The organism is Fulvivirga maritima (genome assembly GCF_021389955.1).
GTDB lineage: Bacteria > Bacteroidota > Bacteroidia > Cytophagales > Cyclobacteriaceae > Fulvivirga > Fulvivirga maritima.
Genome location: NZ_CP089980.1, coordinates 4,076,621 through 4,096,428 on the forward strand (window position 1 = coordinate 4,076,621; position 19,808 = coordinate 4,096,428).

At 35.9% G+C, this 19,808-nt stretch carries 14 protein-coding genes; 7 read left to right on the forward strand and 7 right to left on the reverse strand.

All coding sequences use genetic code 11. The annotated features are described in order from the left end of the window. Positions 1-278: 278 nt before the first annotated feature. Positions 279-734, forward strand: a complete 456-nt coding sequence (locus LVD15_RS17300; RefSeq protein WP_233776475.1) for a hypothetical protein — start codon at positions 279-281, stop codon at positions 732-734. 119 nt (positions 735-853) lie between these two features. Here the strand turns inward: LVD15_RS17300 and LVD15_RS17305 are convergent, their stop codons facing one another. The 4 genes from LVD15_RS17305 to LVD15_RS17320 form a co-directional block, all read right to left on the reverse strand. Continuing rightward, positions 854-3,550 (reverse strand): TonB-dependent receptor, encoded by a 2,697-nt coding sequence (locus LVD15_RS17305; RefSeq protein WP_233776476.1) that lies wholly within the window; start codon positions 3,548-3,550, stop codon positions 854-856. Further along, the gene (locus LVD15_RS17310; RefSeq protein WP_233776477.1) at positions 3,528-4,343 is read right to left on the reverse strand and encodes a GLPGLI family protein; all 816 of its coding nucleotides are present in this window, start codon (positions 4,341-4,343) and stop codon (positions 3,528-3,530) included. The genes LVD15_RS17305 and LVD15_RS17310 overlap by 23 nt, the downstream gene beginning before the upstream one ends. A gap of 97 nt (positions 4,344-4,440) precedes the next feature. Then, positions 4,441-4,668 carry a hypothetical protein gene (locus LVD15_RS17315; RefSeq protein ID WP_233776478.1) on the reverse strand — a complete coding sequence of 76 codons (228 nt, stop codon included), beginning with the start codon at positions 4,666-4,668 and terminating at the stop codon, positions 4,441-4,443. A gap of 335 nt (positions 4,669-5,003) precedes the next feature. Continuing rightward, positions 5,004-7,370, reverse strand: a complete 2,367-nt coding sequence (locus tag LVD15_RS17320; RefSeq protein WP_233776479.1) for an ABC transporter permease — start codon at positions 7,368-7,370, stop codon at positions 5,004-5,006. A gap of 556 nt (positions 7,371-7,926) precedes the next feature. On the opposite strand from LVD15_RS17320, the gene LVD15_RS17325 reads away from it, so the two are divergent. From LVD15_RS17325 to LVD15_RS17335, 3 genes are all read left to right on the forward strand, one after another. Further along, entirely contained in the window at positions 7,927-11,073 is a 3,147-nt protein-coding gene (locus LVD15_RS17325) for a SusC/RagA family TonB-linked outer membrane protein (RefSeq protein ID WP_233776480.1), read from the forward strand. A 25-nt stretch (positions 11,074-11,098) separates the two neighbouring features. Further along, on the forward strand, positions 11,099-12,568 hold the full coding sequence (locus LVD15_RS17330; RefSeq protein WP_233776481.1) for a SusD/RagB family nutrient-binding outer membrane lipoprotein: 1,470 nt from the start codon (positions 11,099-11,101) through the stop codon (positions 12,566-12,568). 144 nt (positions 12,569-12,712) lie between these two features. Next, entirely contained in the window at positions 12,713-15,190 is a 2,478-nt protein-coding gene (locus LVD15_RS17335) for a phosphocholine-specific phospholipase C (RefSeq protein ID WP_233776482.1), read from the forward strand. 65 nt (positions 15,191-15,255) lie between these two features. On the opposite strand, the gene LVD15_RS17340 is transcribed toward LVD15_RS17335, so the two are convergent. The 3 genes from LVD15_RS17340 to LVD15_RS17350 all read right to left on the reverse strand — a co-directional run bounded on the left by LVD15_RS17340 (position 15,256) and on the right by LVD15_RS17350 (position 16,866). Beyond that, positions 15,256-15,780, reverse strand: a complete 525-nt coding sequence (locus tag LVD15_RS17340) for a glutathione peroxidase (protein WP_233776483.1) — start codon at positions 15,778-15,780, stop codon at positions 15,256-15,258. A 121-nt stretch (positions 15,781-15,901) separates the two neighbouring features. Continuing rightward, positions 15,902-16,315: a hypothetical protein gene (locus LVD15_RS17345; protein WP_233776484.1), complete on the reverse strand. Its 414-nt coding sequence runs from the start codon at positions 16,313-16,315 to the stop codon at positions 15,902-15,904. Further along, the gene (locus LVD15_RS17350; RefSeq protein WP_233776485.1) at positions 16,312-16,866 is read right to left on the reverse strand and encodes a hypothetical protein; all 555 of its coding nucleotides are present in this window, start codon (positions 16,864-16,866) and stop codon (positions 16,312-16,314) included. The genes LVD15_RS17345 and LVD15_RS17350 overlap by 4 nt, the downstream gene beginning before the upstream one ends. Positions 16,867-17,045: 179 nt before the next feature. On the opposite strand from LVD15_RS17350, the gene LVD15_RS17355 reads away from it, so the two are divergent. The 3 genes from LVD15_RS17355 to LVD15_RS17365 all read left to right on the forward strand — a co-directional run bounded on the left by LVD15_RS17355 (position 17,046) and on the right by LVD15_RS17365 (position 19,778). Next, on the forward strand, positions 17,046-18,362 hold the full coding sequence (locus LVD15_RS17355) for a BNR-4 repeat-containing protein (RefSeq protein WP_233776486.1): 1,317 nt from the start codon (positions 17,046-17,048) through the stop codon (positions 18,360-18,362). Between the two features lie 134 nt (positions 18,363-18,496). Further along, positions 18,497-18,814 carry a hypothetical protein gene (locus LVD15_RS17360; RefSeq protein ID WP_233776487.1) on the forward strand — a complete coding sequence of 106 codons (318 nt, stop codon included), beginning with the start codon at positions 18,497-18,499 and terminating at the stop codon, positions 18,812-18,814. Beyond that, the gene (locus LVD15_RS17365) at positions 18,792-19,778 is read left to right on the forward strand and encodes a tetratricopeptide repeat protein (protein ID WP_233776488.1); all 987 of its coding nucleotides are present in this window, start codon (positions 18,792-18,794) and stop codon (positions 19,776-19,778) included. Before LVD15_RS17360 ends, LVD15_RS17365 begins: the two co-directional genes overlap by 23 nt. Positions 19,779-19,808: the final 30 nt, after the last annotated feature.

The window sequence follows — 19,808 nt, forward strand, 5'->3', positions numbered from 1 at the left end:
TGTAAATAAGTTATGTTACTCATTTGCCAATAGCTGTGCCAATATGTAAATATGTTGATTGTCAGTTAATTATATTGTTTATTAACCGTGGTTGTCTCATAATGATACATTTATTTGTGTCAAAATGGTACGTGAAATAATTAAAAGGATAATGTAGCTCCTAAGCTAAATAGTCTTTTGTTTTCATTCGATTTATTAACAGCACTATATTTGCGAAGAATTGATTTAGTAGTGTAATTTAAAGCTATAGGTGTTAATCGGGTTAAATTAAGTATCTGATGTCAGAAGATAATTCATATGATAGTGAGGTTTTTGCTTCCACTCTTGAAAAATGCAGGTTATTTAAACTAAAATATCCGAAAGGTGGGCAATATAATGATGGTTTTGAGTTAAATGGAACTCTTCATAGAAATAGTGCTCATGAACTTTTAGGGTTATTAGATGACTTGGGCGTAGATTATATGCTTCATGATACAGAACCGGAGTTAGAAAAAGACCAATATGGATTTGCTATAAATTGGTGCAGACCTATAGTGGTGGATAATAAAAAAAAGTGGTTGGAACTGAATAACAGGAGCGAATGCTTCGGTTTTAAAACATACCTTCAGGTAAATCCTGATCAATATACGATTACTTTTAATTTTAACTCTACCAGCTGGTATGATGTGGTATTGGAAGATGTAGAAAGGGCTTTGTCCTTTGAGAATGAATTGGATAGAAGAGGGCTGGTGTAGCTATCAAGAGAAAGTAAAAGTTGAATAAAATCTAGGCTTTTCTTTTTAGTATGCTTGCTAAGATTACAAAATTAGAGATCTAACCATTATTACAATCCCAAAGGTAGTAATGTCATTATCTAGAATCTGTATTCTACCTTGAGCATTAAATACCCAGGAATTATTCTGTAAGATATTTGCGAAAGAGCCACATCGGAAAGGTCTGATAGAGTATAGCTCTTATTATTCAACAAATTCTTGCCTTCTAAGAAGAATGTCATTTTGTTTTTCTTTACTTCATACTTGCAAGATAAATCTAAAAACAGTGTGTGCGTGTCATTTGAGGATAATCCTCCAAAGTTGTAATAATCGCCACTTACTTGCCAGCTTAGTTTATTTGTCAATAAAAATGACAGGTCTATAAAACTATTCTTGTTGGTAAAACTTGATTTCACTACGTTTTCTGAAGATTCAGAATTTACATGTAGCTGATTATTAATAATCATTAAGCCTATGTTATAATTAAAAAATCCGGAAAATGCCGATCTTAACTCTAACCCTACAAAGTAATTGTTAGCATTTACTTCTCTTAAATTGTGATTAACATAATTATTAAAAGAGGTGGCAGAAAGGCCAAAATTAATCTTAGCATTAGTCCTTAATTTATTGATATAACAATCTAGATTAGAACTAAGGTTTATCTTGTTTTGATTATGCATAATAACCTTCTCCAATGTCACATAATTAGGGGTAACCGTGGAAGATGTTGAAAAAAAGTCATCGTTATGAGTGTAAAGGAAATATGTGTTAAACAAAAACAGATCACTCCAATTGCCTAATCTATAATTTACTAAAATAGAACTTCCAGGTAATTGATTAAAGTTACCAACTCCCATCTCAAACTGTCGAAAACCAGTTATTGCAAATTGATCATATACTTGCCAGACGGAAGAATTGGTGAATTTATATGCATATGATATGTATATATGATTAATATTATTTATATCCCAACCTAGTATTACGCTAGGGTTTAATTGTAAGAATTTTTCATGAGTTGAAGATGAGTCAATTCTTTGTATTGTGTTCTGTATATAATGAGTGTCAACACTACCTGAAACTTCTATGTTAGACAGTTTTAATTGGTATTTGGCTCTAATATGAGAGTCATGAAGCAAGTAATTAATGTTATTTTGGAAACCACTGGGGTAAGTGGCTTTTAGGTCATTATATAATGTTAACCTAGATTTAAGAGGGGTGCTTTTATATAAATGACCAGCTTGAACCTGTACTATATCTCCTTTTTTCTGAAATTTATGGAAGTAGTTGCTATTTATAAAGGCATACTTATTTGTGAGATTACTGTTTTGATTTAAGCTATTTCCACTCCCTATTTCGAACAACTCCTGATAGAGATATTTATTAACTGAATATTTTTGATCATTAGATCCATCTTTATAGCCTGCATTAATATTAAGAATACTATTATCTTGTATTTTTTGGCTGAGCTTAAGTTGTTGCTCTATTGAGGAAAAGTTAGTATTTAAAGTTTCATTGATTTCATCTTCATTGAAAATTAATTGATTGAATCCTTTTTCTATACCCAGAGAAAATCTGGTATTTGATTCAATAATAGTATTTTTAGTATTATCAAAGAGTAAATTTATTTGAGTAATACTAGTGTGGTCAACTTCATTTAAGTTGTAATCATTCGTATTAATAAATGAGGTGTCTGCTATGAAAAATTCATTCTGGCTCAACTGATAGTAGTTATTATCTTTTCGGTCATATAGTTCTAAAATTTTCAGTTTTAATGTACTGGAAAGATTATATATTGCATTTACTGTGGCTAATTGATCATTATTGAGATTAGCCCTGTCCTCACCAAAATTTGATTGGGTTTTAGCCAATTCTACTAAAACTTTTTCGTTTAAAGTTTGACTTCCAAACTCATTGTCGGGTTTGTCATTGATCAAATGATCAATTTCTCCAGTTGCATTTTTACCTGTATTATTTAAATCTCCTATAATGTAATATTTGCTCTTTTTTGCAAACTTGAAGATATTGGTTTGAAATAGATGTCTATGTTTTTCAGATAAGCCATAACCTGCTTTAATATTAGCAAACCATTTGCTTTTCACATCATCATTAAGTTTCAGGTTGAGGGCTACTTTATCGCTGTTATCGATCCCTCTGAGGAGCCTATTCTCATTGTAGTTTTGAAGAAGTTCAACTTCAGATATGGGTTGTGCAGGCATGTTTTTTGTAAGTACTTTATATCCATAACTAAAGAAGTCGTCTCCTTCAACCATTACTTTTTCAACTTCTTTTCCTTGTACTTTTATGGTGCCGTCTTCACTAACGCTAATGCCTGGAATTTTCTTTAAGAGGTCTTCCACTACTTCTTCATTTCCATCAGTAAAGGCTTTTGTATCAAATACTAGAGTGTCTTTCTTTATTTTTATGGGTTGATTTCCTGAAATAATGACTTGATCAAGTTGCAATATGTCTTCGGATAAAATAACATTTATAGTAATGATATTATCCTTTTGCAAGGTTAATGCTTGAACATGGCGCTCATAGCCTAGCGAAGATACTGATAAGAGAAAATCTCCTTTTTTTGAGTATTTAATTGAAAATTCACCATTATTATCCGAAAAGCTATAATTTAAAATAAGACTATCTTTTGTTAATAATTGTATAGATGCTCCAGGAATAGCTTTTGAGGATTCGTCTTTAATTTGACCTTTAATTAGTACTTGACTAATTGAATTAGAAATAGAGCAAAAAAGCAGAAAGGTTATAAAGAGGAGTTTATTACTGTGTGTTCTCCAAGTCATAACGCTCTATATTTTCATTTTTACAACTCTCACAATTTCGATCAATTTTCATAGGAGTAGCACCTTTTGGCGTATACCTTGCAGCTAGTTTGGCGAAATTTTCTTCGGTTAGTCGATCTCTTTCATTGAGGTAGTTTTCTATAATTAATGCCTGATCTAAGTCATTAGGAACAGTTAATTTGCAATTGTTCGTTGTAGAATTGAGGTTTACATGTTGTGCTACGATGTATAGTAATTTATCGGCATCATAGATTTCCATAATTAGGCCAGGGAGACCGTAAGCTTTCCATGGACCATAGGGTACTGGTATTTTAGTTGTAAACCAAGCGGTATAATCTCTACCTCTAAAGTGTGCTGTGGCTTTTTGACATAAGAAGTTTCCTATATTCTTTGATTCTGGCAGTAATTCCCAATTCCATAGGCTGTCTCGATCGATTACAACTAAGACGTGATTATACCATATTTCTCTAAAATAGAGATGATCTTTCGAATTATAGTAAAATTTAGGAGTCAGATTCTTACGTCCGGAAACTATAGTCATAGTACCGCTGGTATATTCTCCTGAGTTATCATATGCTTTGTGTTTTTGATCAGATGATTTGTTGATTTCAATTTCTTCCGTATATGAACCTTTTGTGCCGAAAGTCATCTCATATGTTGTGTTAAATGTGCCATATGAGAATGATTGAGTTTCATTATATATCACTTTACCACAATTAGTGTTTTGTGCGATTAAAGGAGCAGTGACTAGCACTAATAAGAAAAATGAGAATAAAATTTTATAACTATTCATTGTAAATTCTATATAACTAGTTTCATAAGATGATAAAAAATTTGAAATGAAAAAAGTGAAGGCCGAATAATGAGGTATACGGCCTTATTTTTTAATGTTATCGTATTTCAACTTCATCTAGGCAATAGGCATAAACCCATTCACCGCAGGTACGGGTTCCATTAGAAGTGGTGCATATGCGGTATCTACAATAACCTTCATTAACCATTTCATACTCATATTTAACCGTATTTGTGGTCGGTGAGTCTGATTTTTCTAAGTCATTGCTCAAGGCAAAGCCCACTGAAGCAATTGTCAAAACTGAAAGAAGAATAAGTTTTTTCATATTTACTGTATTTTTATTTATGAATAATTAATATATGTAATAAAAAATATATAAACAATTAAAATAATCATATAATATAATAAAATGAAAATATAAACTTTAATGAGTTATATAATTTGTCTTAGAATAGTGGAGGGAAATTGCCTAAATACATCATTTTATGAACTCTTGGATAATGATAAAGTAACTGCTAACTCAGATAGGATGTGAATTTCAATTATGTGATTCTATCTAAATTTATGTATTTAGCTAGCTGACATTTCAAAGATCAGCTTGCTTTTAGAATTTGTACAATACACATCGACGAGATACCGTTTTCTACCACTATCTCATTTCTAATCTTCATACTTTAAGCTCTCTATCAATTTTATTCTTAGGGCTTTGATGCCATAGAGGGCGGTGATAGATATGGTGATGACCAACACGGCGACTCCTCCTAGGATAATGTTAATAAGGCTGTTATCTATTTTGTAGGCAAAATTATTGAGCCAATACTTAGATAGTAAATAGGCCAGGGGCGAGGCGATTAAGAAGGCCACAAATACTAAGACTACAAACTGCCTGGAGAGTAATACGGTCACTTGTGCTGTGGAAGCTCCGAATAACTTTCTAATACCTATTTCACGAGTTTTTTTATGAACCATAAGAGCGGTTAGACCTATAAGGCCGATGCCTGCTATAAAAAGGGTGATAATGCTAAAGGAGAGAAACAGTTGGCTGATTTTTTCTTCATATCTATATAAATGATCATATTCAGAATCTAGAAAGCTATAATTAAATGCGGAGGCACCTTCTATTTTTGACCACGTATCTTTAATGAAATTAATAGTGGAATTCATATTTTCAGGTGATACTCTAATCAGTAAGTAAGCGTATCGGTCGGGCACAAATTCAAATACCAGATTACCAATAGACTGATGTAATGACTGGAAATGGAAATCATCAGTTACGCCTATGACGGGCTTGTATTGCATATCTCCATGTCTTACTCGTAGATCTTTGCCTAAAATATTGTCTTCCGTATCTCCAATGGTTTTTAGTAAAGTTTTGTTTACTACTATACCGTTCAGTTGCTGGGCCTGCGTTTGTAGGTTGGGAGACTTAGCTATCATAGGCAGGTTCATCACTTCAAAAAAGTTAGGATCTATAGAAATAGTGTAGCATTCCAGTCTTTTATCATCAGTAAAAATGTTTACTCCTTCTGGCGTTTGAATGTTAATAGGCAGCTGCGAGGTAGCAGTAATACCCAAAACCTGCGGGTTGGAAAGCACAGATGCTTTAAAGGGCTCATACTTTTGTATAGGCTCTGGAAGACTAATCGACAGAATCTGATCTTTATCAATGCCGAGCTTGGTGTGCTGCATGTAATACAGCTGTTTGTAAATCACAACTGTAGAGGCGATCAATACTATGGAAGCTGTGAATTGGAAAACAATGAGCAATTTTCTAAGTGAGAGGCCTTTATAATTATTGGTGATTTTAGATTTAAGAATATCAATAGGCTGGAATTTGGATAAAACCAGAGCCGGAAAAAGTCCTGAAAGTAGCCCAATAACAGCTGCGGCGCCAATAAATATGCTTAGGTGTGGTAAAGTATATAGGTCTATATAAAGGTTTTCATTAGTGATCTGAGTAAATGGTGCTTTGAAAATTTCTATACATAGCAGTGCTAGAATGGAAGCAAACAGCGAGATTAAAATTGATTCTGCCAGAAACTGGCCAATCAGCTCTTTTCTGAAAGCACCCATGGTTTTTCTGATTCCTATTTCTTTTGACCTGCTAAACGACCGTGATGTAGCCAGGTTTACATAGTTAATGCCGGCAATTAACAAAAGCAGACCCAAAATAATGCTGAAGAGGTATACATAACGGATGTCGCCGTTGGCCTCCAGCTCAAACATAAGATGAGAGTTGAAATGTATGTCAGTAAGAGGTTGCAGGTATAGCTGCAAGTCTTCTTCTGCCTTTAGCTCTTTGGTAACTTGGGTGATTTTGCTTTTTACTTCCTCAGGTGTGGAATTAGGGTTGATTTTTAAATAAGTAGCGAATACTACTCCACTACCAAAACCGGTGATATTTCCGGCCCAGGGGTGATTGATCATTGGTGCCAGCACATCAAATTTAAAATGTGAGTTATCAGGAATGTCTTTAATAACTGCGCTTACTATAAAATCTTGCTCGTCGTCTAAAGTGAGAGATTGATTGATGGGGTCTGCTTCATTAAAATATTTGGAGGCTGTACTTTCTGTAATTACAATATGGTTAGGAGCTGATAGCGCTTTGTTCGCATTGCCTTTTATTATCTCAAAACTAAAAATATTGAAAAAGGTACTGTCGGCATAGAATAGGCGATCATTAGAGAATGATTTGGTACCTGTGCTTAATTTATGAGTGCCTCCGAATTGCCCGGCATTGAAGAGCCTGGTGCTACTTTCAATTTCAGCAATTTTATCAAGGATCAGAGGTTTTACCGTAGGGTAGGTGGTGGCGATGCCTTGTTCATCTTCACCGGAAGAGGTTACGGCTCTATAGATGTTTTCTGCATCAGCGTTAAATTGATCATAGCTCATTTCTTTCTGGATCCAGCTGTAAATAAAAAAGCTAGAGGCAAATGCTATGGCCAGGCCTATGATGTTGATTCCGCTATAGAACTTATTTCTGCTGAAATTTCTAAATGCAACTTTTATGTAATTCTTTATCATAGCACAAGATTTTTGAAACGAATTACAAAGCAAATGCCATTATTAAAGTATTTGATAATCAGTTAATTGTGTTAATTTTTATTGCTTTAAATGTTCGTTCAAGAACAAGATTGGTCGGGAGCGAACGGTTGCTTGATGTTTAATTAAAATTAAAGGAAATATTAAGTCTTATGCTAATTTTTGATGCTGAAATTAGTCCTGCTGTCATCTGGCGAAATAATGCAATAATTAAATTTTAATTTTCATTTAACAGCGGATGTAAATAGTAATGAAGAATAGAGGTTGATATTACTTTTATACTCATTTGAAAATCATCGGAGTTTAGCCTAAAGCAATTTTTATTCTTTTCTTCAGGTAAATTAATTCACTTCATTTTTATGTTAATCTAAGATTCGTATCCCTATTGAGTTTCTGTTAAGGAGTGTAAATAATGTTAAAAAACACATAATCACTATTTTAAACAACCAGTTAACCCAGTCGATAGATTTGTGGTAAGATCATGCACTCTGTAAGTGTCTATTTATGAGTGTTTTATTAACAATCAATCCGACTAACTATGAAAAGAACTTTACTGGTTATTTTAATTATGATGTTTTTTTATTCGGGAGGGGCTTTTGCACAAAGCCTTATCCGGGGTAAGGTAACGGATGTTTCTGGCGCAGGATTGCCAGGTGTCAACATTATTGTGAAAGGCACTAATGTAGGTACGGTTTCCTCAGCCTCTGGAGATTATCAGCTTCAGGCGTCAGCTGATGCTACTTTGATTTTTAGTTTTATTGGCTATCAAAAGCAAGAGGTGCAAGTGTCTGCTCGTAGTACGGTGGATGTATCACTGCAAGAGGAGCAAACCAGCCTTGAAGAGGTGGTGGTTACGGCCATAGGTATAAAGCAGCAAAAGAAAAAGCTCGGTTATGCCACCCAGGAGGTGAATACAGAAGTTATAGAAGAGGCCAGAACCATGAATTTGGGTAATGCTCTTTCAGGCAGAGTGGCGGGGCTCACGGTAAATAATCCAACAGGTATTTTTCAGTCACCATCTTTTAGTTTAAGAGGCAAAAAGCCCCTTATTGTTCTAGATGGTGTGCCGGTAGAAACTGATCTTTATGATATTTCACCAGAAGATATTGAAAGTATAAATGTTTTAAAAGGAGGAGCGGCCTCAGCACTTTATGGTTCCAGAGGTCAGAATGGAGCTATTCTTATCACTCGAAAAAATGCTTCAAAGCAAGGTCTAACCGTTACCGCTTCTACCAGTAATATGGTTACGGCTGGCTTTACGGTATATCCTGAAACGCAGACTGAATATGGAAATGGATCTAACGGTCAATACGAATTTTGGGATGGTGCCGATGGAGGTATTTCTGATGGTGATATGATCTGGGGACCTAAATTTGAGCCTGGCGTTAAAGTTCCTCAGTGGAATAGCCCTATAAGAGATAAAGAAACAGGTGAAGTGATAGAGTGGTATGGTAATGTGGCCGGCACCGTGTATGATGATAAATCAAGGTACGAAAGAGTACCTACAGATTGGGTGCAACATGATAACTTAAAAGACTTTTTAGGAACAGGAGTAGTTACAAAAAATGACTTTTCTGTCGCTTATCAGGGAGATAAATCACGGTTTTACTTTTCGGGTAACTATGCTTATCAGAAAGGGCGTGTGCCTAATACCTCTATGCATACGGGTGGACTTACATTTAACTCGTCTTTTGATCTGGCAGATAACCTGATTTTAGATGCTGCTGTGAGTTATAATAAAGTTTATTCCCCCAACTTTCCACGCTATGGCTATGGCCCTAAAAATCATATGTATACCATACTTATTTGGATGGGTGATGATGTAAATGGACAAGATCTTAATAATCATAGATATGTGCCTGGGTTAGAGGGGTATCGTCAGGCAAATTATAATTACGCATGGTATAATAATGTGTACTTTGCAGCTAATGAACTTAATCAGGAATTCAATAAAAATACTGTCGATGGTAAATTGAAGCTTAGGTATGAGATTACTAAAGACTTTTACCTTCAAGGAAGGGTTTCTGCTCGTCAGCAAAGTACTTTTGAAGACAGGGAGACGCCAAAGTCCTATATGAATTATGATGACTCTAGAAATGGTGATTATAAGACTTGGAATACTGATCAGCTCAATTTTGATACGGACATTTTAGCCTCTTACTCTAAAGATCTTAATAGTCAATTAGGTTTTACTGTTAATGCAGGAGCTTCTCATTTTTATAGAAAATATCAGCAAGAACATTCTTCTACTGACGGCCTTATAGTTCCAGAAATTTATAATCTGAGCAATACGCAAGGTAATGTGAAGGCTACTAATGACCTGAAAGAAAAGGCTATTAAAAGTGTGTACGGTACTGTAGAGTTCGACTTTATGAATTCTATCTTTCTGAATTTCTCTGCTAGAAATGACTGGTCTTCTACATTACCGGTTGCCAATAATTCTTATTTCTACCCTTCGGCCTCTCTAAGCGGAGTCTTATCAGAATTTATCAATTTTCCTTCCGTTATAGATTATTTTAAAGTGTACGGTTCATGGTCCAGAGTTTCCAGTGACTTAAATCCTTATGAGATCTATGCTACGTATCAACAAGGCATAACTTATGGATCAACTCCATCAGTTAAATATCCTTCAGGTCTTATTAATTCAGAGATAATGCCGGCAAGATCTACTACTACAGAAATAGGATTTAACACCTCTTTAGTGGAGAGAAAACTATCATTAGAGGCTACTTATTACAGAATTCTAGATGAAAATCAGATTATTGACTTGAATATATCTGATGCTTCAGGCTTCTCTACACGTAAGGTGAACGGTAACGAGTATACCACTAACGGAGTGGAAGTAATGTTAAATTACAATGCTATTAGAAAGAGCGATTTCAACTGGAACATAGGGCTTAATTGGTCTCGGTCAGTGAAGAAAATAACAGATATATATGGAGCCAGCGGCCGCTTTAAAGATCTTAGAGAGGGAGATAGAGAAGACAGCTACTATGCCACCGTATGGCAAAAAAGTGCTGATGGTCAGGTAATTATTGATGAAAATACAGGCTTGCCTACTAAAGATTCTTATAAGCAGAATTTAGGACACCTTGATCCTTCATGGAGATTGGGACTTCAGAATGTGTTTAAGGTCAAAGATTTTACTGTTAACATAGATGTTGATGGTGCCTGGGGCGGCCTTATTAACTCTGTTACTATAGAGAAAATGTGGTGGGGGGGCAAGCACCCTAATTCTACTAAATATCGAGATGAGGAATATGCAGCAGGTAGACCTATTTATGTGCCTGAAGGAGTTAATGTTACAGATGGCGAGCTTACCAGAGATGTGAATGGAAATGTTATATCTGATACCCGATCTTATTCGCAAAACACCACCGCTGTAAGCTGGCAAACCTGGAGCCAGGTTTATCCTTATCAGGCCAAGGTAACAGAAGATGAAAATGAGTTTTTTGCTAATACTTTTGATAGGTCATATTTCAAACTAAGAAGGGTGTCAGTAAGTTATGATCTGTTAAATATTATAGAATCGGATAAATTGAATCATCTCAACTTGTCAGTATACGGCTATAACCTGGCCATTTGGAAGAAAATGCCATACTTGGATCCTGATTATGGCAATGACAAAGACCTTCAGGATCCTTCTTCAAGGTATGTTGGAGTTACACTGCAAGCCATATTTTAAGAATCACCCTTCAAAGCACAGAAAGATGAAAAAGCTATTAATAATATTTACAATTGCCTTAGGAATTACTTCTTGCCAGGATATGGAAGAGATGAATATAAATCCTAACTCACCTACAGAATCGCACCCGCAGCTCTTACTTACCAATGTAGAATGGAGTGCACCACAAGCATTTATCGATACAGATCCACTTTATGCTATTAAAATGCTGGTTCAAACAGATGGAGAAAATGCCTATCAGTATTACAAATGGAATCGTGGTGATTTTGATGATTATTTTATCCTGCGTAATGTCAATAAAATGATGGAAGAAGCAGAACGTATAGAAGATGACACCTATATAGCACTAGGTAAATTTTTCAGAGCCTATTATTTCTATAACCTCACCTTACAATTTGGAGATATACCTTATGCTGATGCACTAGCCGGAGAGGTAGAAGAAAATTATCAACCGGCTTATACTACGCAACAGGAGGTCTTTGATGGTGTGTTGGCCGAGTTAGCTGAGGCTAATGATATTTTGAAGGAGAGTAATACTATTATAGCCGGAGATATAATTTATGATGGAAGCGTAACCTTATGGAGAAAGTTGATTAACGCTTTTCGCTTAAAAGTCATGCTTACCCTATCTAATAAGAATGGGACTAATATGGCTACTGAGTTTGCTTCAGTTTATGCTAATGAGCCATTAATGGGAAGCATGGATGAAAGTGGCATGTTAAAATTTCTTAATCAGCAAGATAATAGGTATCCGCACTTTAATAGCAGTGGCTTTAGTTCAGGTATGTATATGGATTCTACCTTTATTAAAAGGCTGCAAGACCGTGAAGATCCACGATTATTTATTTACGCAACCCAAACAAAGGAAGCCAGAGAAGCAGGCAAGGAGATAAATGACTTTACCGCTTATGAAGGTGGAGACCCCGCAGCGCAGTATAATGATGTGAATTTAAAGGCGGCAGCTGGTAGGGTTTCAAGGGTAAATACAAGGTATTATCAAGATCCTGAAAATGAGCCGTATATGATTTTGGGCTTTGCAGAACAGCAATTAATATTAGCTGAGGCTGCTGTAAGAGGGTGGATTTCTATTGATGCAGCTTCATTATACAATGATGGCGTGCGGGCTTCATTTAAATTTTATGAAACTTATGCAGAAGCTTATGCTCAATATGTAAGTGAAAGTGCTGCTGAGGCTTACTTGTCTCATGAGTTGAACAGTTTTAGTAATGCTATAGGCGCAGAAGGCCAAATAAAGTTGATTATAACTCAAAAATACCTGCAGTCCTTTATGCAAATAGGTTGGTCTGCATATTATGAGCATTTAAGAACGGGTTTGCCTGAGTTTAGAAGGTCTTCAGGTGTATCTATACCTTATCGATGGATGTATCCTCAGTCTGAATATAATTATAATGCAGATCATGTTTCTGCTGCTATAGCGGAGCAGTTTGGTCAGAGTAATGATGATATTCACGAGATACCCTGGTGGTTACAGTAAATAATTTAACATAAAGGAAACAATCCTTAGTAAGCGTAATATTTCCTGATGCTTACTTTTAGGTGGTCTTAGGTTTTGTGAATTCATAAGAGCCTGAGACCGCCTTTTTCTTTTCATCTATACCTAATATTTGTATTTAATTTAATGAGCGATTCAAGAAGAGATTTTCTCAAAAAAGTAGCTTTACTTACCGGTGGAGCAGGAGCCTGGCACGTTCTACCAGGTTCAATACATAAGGCCATGGCCATAGCACCAGATCCTGGAACCACCTTTTATGATGCAGAGCATGTAGTAATGCTCATGCAGGAAAACCGATCTTTTGATCATTGTTTCGGTACTTTAAAAGGAGTGAGAGGCTTTAATGATCCTCGCGCTATTAATCTGCCTGGTAAGTTCCCTGTTTGGCTGCAGCCAGATAATAATGGAAATCGTTTTGCTCCCTTTCGTCTGGATATAAAGAATACTAAAATTACTTGGATGGGAGGTGTTCCTCACTCCTGGGAAGATCAGGTGGACGCGCGCAATGAAGGTAAATATGATGGTTGGATAGAAGCGAAACGCCCCGGCAATAAGCAGTTTAAAGATTTTCCTATGACTATGGGGTATTATAGCCGAGAAGATATTCCTTTTTACTATGCCCTGGCCGATGCTTTTACTGTTTGTGATCAGCATTTTTGTGCTTCTCTTACGGGTACCACTACCAATAGAAACTATTTCTGGACAGGCAAAACCCACAACGGCCCGCACGATAAGGCGAAGGTGAGAAATGGAGAAATGGGTTATGATAATGAAGTGAATTGGAAGACTTTTCCTGAGCGATTAGAAGAGGCGGACATCTCATGGCGTGTATATCAAAATGAAGTAAGCCTACCTACTAATGTGGAGGATAGCTCGCTATTGGCCAATTTTACTGATAATAACCTGGAGTGGTTTGAGCAGTATGGCGTAAGGTTTAGTGTAGGCCACTATGAGTGGTTGCAGCGAAAAGAAAAGGAGTTAAAGGAGGCGTTAGAGTCATTAAAAGCCGCAGGAAAGAATGAAGAGGCTTCAAAGAAACAGGTTGAACTTACAGAAATCAAAGATTATATCAATAATTGGAATCCTGAGAAATTCAATCAATTATCCTCTGAGAGAAAGAATCTACATAGCAAAGCTTTCACTACCAATATAGCAGACCCGGATTATCATAGGGTAGAGGCCATGAATTATAATGATGGAGGTGAGCAAAGAGAAACGCATATTCCGAAAGGTGATATTCTACATCAGTTTAGAAGTGATGTGAATAATGGCAAATTGCCTACAGTGTCTTGGGTAGTGGCGCCTCAGAAGTTTTCTGATCATCCGAGCGCTCCCTGGTATGGTGCCTGGTATGTTTCTGAGGTATTAGATATTCTCACGAAGAACCCTGAAGTATGGAAAAAGACCATTTTCATATTAAATTATGATGAGAATGACGGTTATTTTGATCATGTGCCGCCATTTGTAGCTCCTAATCCTGCTAATGCCAAAAGTGGAAAAGTGTCACAAGGGTTAGATGTAGAAGGGGAGTTTGTAACTAAAGAACAGGAGAAAAAAGAAGGCTTTTCTGATAAAGAAGCACGTACTAGTCCGGTTGGTTTAGGCTTTAGAGTGCCGTTAGTAGTAGCTTCACCTTGGAGCCGTGGCGGATGGGTAAATTCTGAAGTTTGTGATATAACATCTACCATTCAGTTTTTAGAGAAGTTTCTTTCTAAGAAAACAGGAAAAAATATATCAGAACCCAATATAAGTAGCTGGAGAAGAGCAGTGAGTGGTGATCTTACCTCTGTCTTCAGGCCCTACAATGGAGAGAAAATCACGCTTCCGGAGTGGGTTAATCAGAAGGAGTTTACCAAAGAAATATACAATGCCAAATTTAAAGCTGATCCCGGTATAGTCACTCCGCTATCAGAGTCTGATGCCAGAATAGTGTCTAAAGAAGGTCAGAAATCAGGTAAGTTGCCAGTTCAGGAATCTGGAACTAAGCCTTCTAATGCACTGAAATATGATCTTCATACAGTAGCGAGTATCTCTGAAGATGGTAAGCATTTAAACATCTCTTTCGAAGCCGCTAAAGGTATTTTTGGTGATGATTCATTAGGAGCTCCTTTTAATGTTTATGCACCTGGCAATTATAAAAATGAAGATACTCATCAGTTTGAGCCTGTGAAAACCTGGGCGTTTGCCGTAAAGTCCGGCGATAAAATAGAATATCAATGGCCTTTGAGTGATTTTGAAGGCGATTCATATCATTTGCAGGTATATGGGCCTAATGGTTATTTCAGAGATTTGAAAGGGAAAAAGGGAGCTGCTTTACCTATAATTACTAGTGAGCCTGTAAAAGAAGGAAGGACTTATAAAGATCAAATTAAAGTGGTGATCGAGGGTGTTGAAAGTGGTAAAGTAGAAATAATTGAAGAGGTGTATGAGAAAAATGCTCATTCACTTTCGTTAAAAGCCGATGCGAGGGATGAAGTAATTATTGATATTTCTAAAACACAGGGCTGGTATGATTTTAAGATAAAGCATTCGGCTGGCGAGATGCATTTTGCTGGCAGATTGGAATTGGGTAAAAATAGTATTTCCGACCCGGCTATGGCTTGATAAAAAATAAGGTTAAGACATTTTGAACAGTCTTAACCTTATTTCTCTCTTTTATAAAAGGCAGTTTATTTCAAATGTTTTGTTATTTCTTCGTCAAGCGGATTTACTTTGGAGCCGAAATGAGCAATGAGTTTGCCATTTTCGTCAACTAAAAACTTGTTGAAATTCCAGGATACTTTAAAATCATCTAATCCATTTTTTTCTTTTTGCGTAAGCCACTGGTAGATAGGATGCTGATTTTTTCCCTTTACATCTATCACTGTGGTCATAGGGAAAGTTACCTGATAATTATTAGTGCAAAACTCCTTGATAAGTGATTCTTCATTAAGCTCTTGTCCTGCAAACTGATCACAAGGCAGTCCTAAAATCACCAAATTATCTTTATGCATGTCATAAAGAGCTTGCAGGTCTTTGTACTGCGGTGTAAAACCACATTTAGAAGCCACATTCACAAATAATATTTTTTTGCCTTTAAAATCAGAGATGTGAATGGTTTCATCACTGTCAAGAGCATCTATGCTAAAATCATAAATTGATGCACTATTGAAAGAGAAAATGGTTAAAAATAAGGTTATTATTATTGATTTCATATGAGTTGGTTTTATAGGTTCTACTGTATGAGCCTGCTATACGCTAACGAAGCAGATTACGTTTGAGTTTATAAATTTAATGAGAATATCCATTTAAATATTGAATGGCTTTGGCTGAGTATTAACCTCTTTTGTCTTTAAACCAGTGTCTGATTTTATTGCTATAAATCCATAGACTGATAGATACTAGTAAAGAGATGCAGGCGGTAGTTCCCAGTGCTCCGCCATAGCCATTGAAATAATGGCTGGCGTTAAGGTATAGTACTGAAAATATAATACCTGAAACGGTTAAAAAGGTGTAACTATGAATTACTTCTGATGACACCATTCCTATGAAAGATCCACCGATAAACACATAAGGTATTGATTCTGAAAGTGGAATATGTTGAAATAAAGGAATGTATTCAAAAGTGAGCGCAACTAGTAAAGAAAGTCCAGCTGAAGCTCGAATAGGGCCTTGTTTCAAGTCATGACTAACAAAAAAAGTCAGTAGCACGCCAGCTACACCGGTGATAGTTATAATGATATAGTTCATTTAAGGAAATATTCTATAAGCATAGCTACCAGCACCACACCACCAAAGGCTACAGTTCCTAGTTTGCCGCCATAACCGTGAAACACGTTTTTTGATAAAATAAGCAATATTCCGGCGGTAACGGCAGCCAACAATATAAATTTATAACCATGAGCAATACCCGGGCTGGTCATGCCCACAAAGGCTCCGCAGTAGATAGCCGCAGGTATCTGCTGGGTAAGGTGATTGTCTTTTGTGAATTTTGGAATGAATGAGGCCGCTACACCAGTAATGCCCACTGAGGTTACTGAGCTAATATGCAGGCCTGAGCTTAAAAAGAAAGTGAAAACTGCACCAATTGCCACAAAGGCAATAAGCCAGGAGTCTTCCCATAAATGATCATGACTGTGGTGTGGTATCTTTCTCCAGGCTACTACGGTAAGCACGGAGATGACCACCAAAAGGCTCAGCACCAACGGCACATTTGTTTTCTCAAATATGATAGCGGCCAAAAATGCCGACTGTAAGAGGAAAACTATAGCTAACGCAAGCTGAGCAGTAGTTCTTTTCATTGTAAATATCCAAATTAAAGCCTGCAAAGGTAGGCCTACAGATGTGCTAGTCCCAGAAAAATGAAATGATTATGGTCATTTAATATTGAATAATTGTAAATACTACGCTTTTATTTCTACATATACTTTTTGTATAAGATCTAATCCTGTAATTTTCTGTTAGATTAAAGCTATTACTCATGATGTTACAGAATATTAAATTGAAGCTAAGTCTCTTCATTTGTTTTCTTTTACTAATAAATAATGTTAAAGTATCTGCTCAGGAAAATAAGGGATATTTAACTAATGACGGTACCTGGTGTTGGTTTTCAGATCCCAGAGCCATTAAAGTGGGAGATTACATATTTACGGGTTGGGTTAAATCTAATGGCACTATTGAAGCCACTAAGTTTAACTATAAAACACTGGAAAATGATCCTAGTGAGCTCTATTATCTTCTTGAGAGCGATGATCATGATAACCCTGCTTTTGTGCCCACGGGCGAAGGTGACATACTTGCTATGTATACCAGACATAGTAGAAAGGATTTGTTTATCAATGTTTTAGAAGATTATAAAAATCAATCGAATTATAGTAAACCACAGTTTATACACCCTATAAGCAAAGCGGAGTTAGAGAAATTTCCCAGAGAGACTATGACCTACGCTAACCCTTTTCGCCTGACAGCTGAGAACGACAGAATATACTGCTTTGGTCGCTGGACAGGCTTTAAGCCTAATATGATGTGGTCTGATGATCATGGTGAAACCTGGTCTCAGAGCAAGGTATTTATTACCAATTACCCTTTTGATATTAATAATAGACCCTATGTTAAATATGGCTCCAATGGTATTTCTAAGATTCATGTGGTGTTTACAGATGGTCATCCTCGAGATGAGCCTACTAACTCTGTTTACTATGCCTATTATGAAAGTGGTGCTTTCTTTAAAGCTAATGGAGAGAAAATAAGAGACACAACAAAACTACCTTTTGAGCCACATGATGCTGATTTAGTATTTAGATCCAATGAAAAAGAAGGTAGGGCCTGGATAGCTGATATAGCTTCAGATAAAAATGATCAGCCGGTGATTTTATATACCAAGAGCCCTTCAGAAAATAATCATGAATATTGGTATGCTACCTATCGTAAAGGGACGTGGCAGAGCTATAAAATATGTGATTCAGGTAAGTGGTTTCCTCAAACACCTGAAGGCAAGAAGGAATATGAGCCTCATTATTTTGGAGGTATGAGCTTGCATCCGGATAATGCACAGGTGGTATATCTTTCAAGAGAGATCAATGGCATTTTTGAAATAGAAAGATGGGAGACAGATGATTTCGGTAAATCCTGGTCAACAGAAAGTATCACTAAAAACTCAACAAAGGATAATGTGAGACCATACGTGCCTAGAGGACTATCAGCCAATGAATCTGAAATGGTTTTTTGGATGGAAAATGAAAAATATATTCATTATACCGATTTTAAAACTTCGATTAAGTATTTTATTAGGAAATAAAATGATGCAATACTTTTTTAATAAAGGATCTATGTCTGTAATTTAATGGCTTAGAAATTTTTTAAATAAAAAATTTAATGGTCAGACTATCCCTTTGTATGGATAAATGTATCTGTACAATAGTGTTTCTAATAATGTTATTTTCAGGCTCTTTACTAGCAAAGCCCTCATTAGATCTTCCCGATGATACCACTGAGTTAAAGTGCCTTCTGCAAACCAGTTTGGATGATGAAACCAAACTTCAGGTGTATTATAAGTTGGCTAGAAAATATTATGATGAAAATACAGATTTGGCTCATTATTATCTAGATCAAGTGGAAGTGCTCTCAAAGAATGTAGATGATAAGTTATCTTTTGGGAAGGCTATTTATTTCAGGGGCTACATCTATTTGAAACTTCATGATTCTGTAAATGCGATGTCTTTTTTTCTTGAAGTCGGTTTCTATATTTAGAGACCTGAAAGATGAGTTAAGAGAAGCGGATGCTTTAAATAATATTGCAGTTATATATATGGAATTGCAATCTTATGAAAAAGCTTTCGATTATTTTAAGCAGGCAGCTCTAATCTATAAGATGAATGGAGATAATGAGTATCTTGTTGAATCATATAGGAATTTATCAATATGTCTCAGTAAATTGATACGCTATGAAGATGCAAATAAATTTATAAGAAAGAGTATTGAACTTCAATTAAAGGTAAATCCTGATGATAGAGAGAAAGTTTCAATTTTATATCTAACAGCCGGAAATGTTGGTTATTTTGAAAATGACTACGATAAAGCGGTTTATTATTATAAGAATGGGTTGAATTTGAAAGGTATTTCTAGCCAAACAAAAGTTATGTTTTATTTTAACATCGCAAATTCATTACAAAATTTGGGAAGTTTTCTTGAAGCAAGAAAATGGCTTAATAAGGGGAAGTATTTACAAGATTCTTTGACATTGCCCGAAGAGATTATTCTTAAACATTACAATATCGAAGGTGAATTCTACCAGTTACAGGGGAAACATGATAAGGCTATTAAAATTTTCAATGAGGCCATTCATTATGCAACTAAGGTCTGTGCTAATAAAGACGTAAGTAATAGCATGGAACTACTATCAAAGTCGCAATTAGCGATTGTTCCCGATAGTCTAAGGCTCAGCGTAGAAGCTTATCAAAGGGTGGAGGAGGAGTGCCGCCAACAGCTTAATCTTTTGCTGGAAAAGGAAATTGAGGATTTTGCTAAAGAAGAGAAGAGGGAGAAAAAGGCAGAAGAACAACAGGCATTTGTAAACCAACTTGGTACTTGGGTAGGTGTCTTGATATTATTGCTGATAGGACTTTCTATTGCCTTAAATAGAAAACACATGATGTATAAAAGAGATCATCATAAGCTCAATAAAATAAGAAGAGTATTAAACGATAATCATTAAAGGAGGTCAGCTCGTTGTCACTTGAAAATC

Coding starts and splice junctions, on each gene's coding strand:
- LVD15_RS17300 (WP_233776475.1), top strand. CDS start 279: ATGTCAGAAGATAATTCATATGATAGTGAGGTTTTTGCTTCCACTCTT.
- LVD15_RS17305 (WP_233776476.1), bottom strand. CDS start 3,550: ATGACTTGGAGAACACACAGTAATAAACTCCTCTTTATAACCTTTCTG.
- LVD15_RS17310 (WP_233776477.1), bottom strand. CDS start 4,343: ATGAATAGTTATAAAATTTTATTCTCATTTTTCTTATTAGTGCTAGTC.
- LVD15_RS17315 (WP_233776478.1), bottom strand. CDS start 4,668: ATGAAAAAACTTATTCTTCTTTCAGTTTTGACAATTGCTTCAGTGGGC.
- LVD15_RS17320 (WP_233776479.1), bottom strand. CDS start 7,370: ATGATAAAGAATTACATAAAAGTTGCATTTAGAAATTTCAGCAGAAAT.
- LVD15_RS17325 (WP_233776480.1), top strand. CDS start 7,927: ATGAAAAGAACTTTACTGGTTATTTTAATTATGATGTTTTTTTATTCG.
- LVD15_RS17330 (WP_233776481.1), top strand. CDS start 11,099: ATGAAAAAGCTATTAATAATATTTACAATTGCCTTAGGAATTACTTCT.
- LVD15_RS17335 (WP_233776482.1), top strand. CDS start 12,713: ATGAGCGATTCAAGAAGAGATTTTCTCAAAAAAGTAGCTTTACTTACC.
- LVD15_RS17340 (WP_233776483.1), bottom strand. CDS start 15,780: ATGAAATCAATAATAATAACCTTATTTTTAACCATTTTCTCTTTCAAT.
- LVD15_RS17345 (WP_233776484.1), bottom strand. CDS start 16,315: ATGAACTATATCATTATAACTATCACCGGTGTAGCTGGCGTGCTACTG.
- LVD15_RS17350 (WP_233776485.1), bottom strand. CDS start 16,866: ATGAAAAGAACTACTGCTCAGCTTGCGTTAGCTATAGTTTTCCTCTTA.
- LVD15_RS17355 (WP_233776486.1), top strand. CDS start 17,046: ATGATGTTACAGAATATTAAATTGAAGCTAAGTCTCTTCATTTGTTTT.
- LVD15_RS17360 (WP_233776487.1), top strand. CDS start 18,497: ATGTTATTTTCAGGCTCTTTACTAGCAAAGCCCTCATTAGATCTTCCC.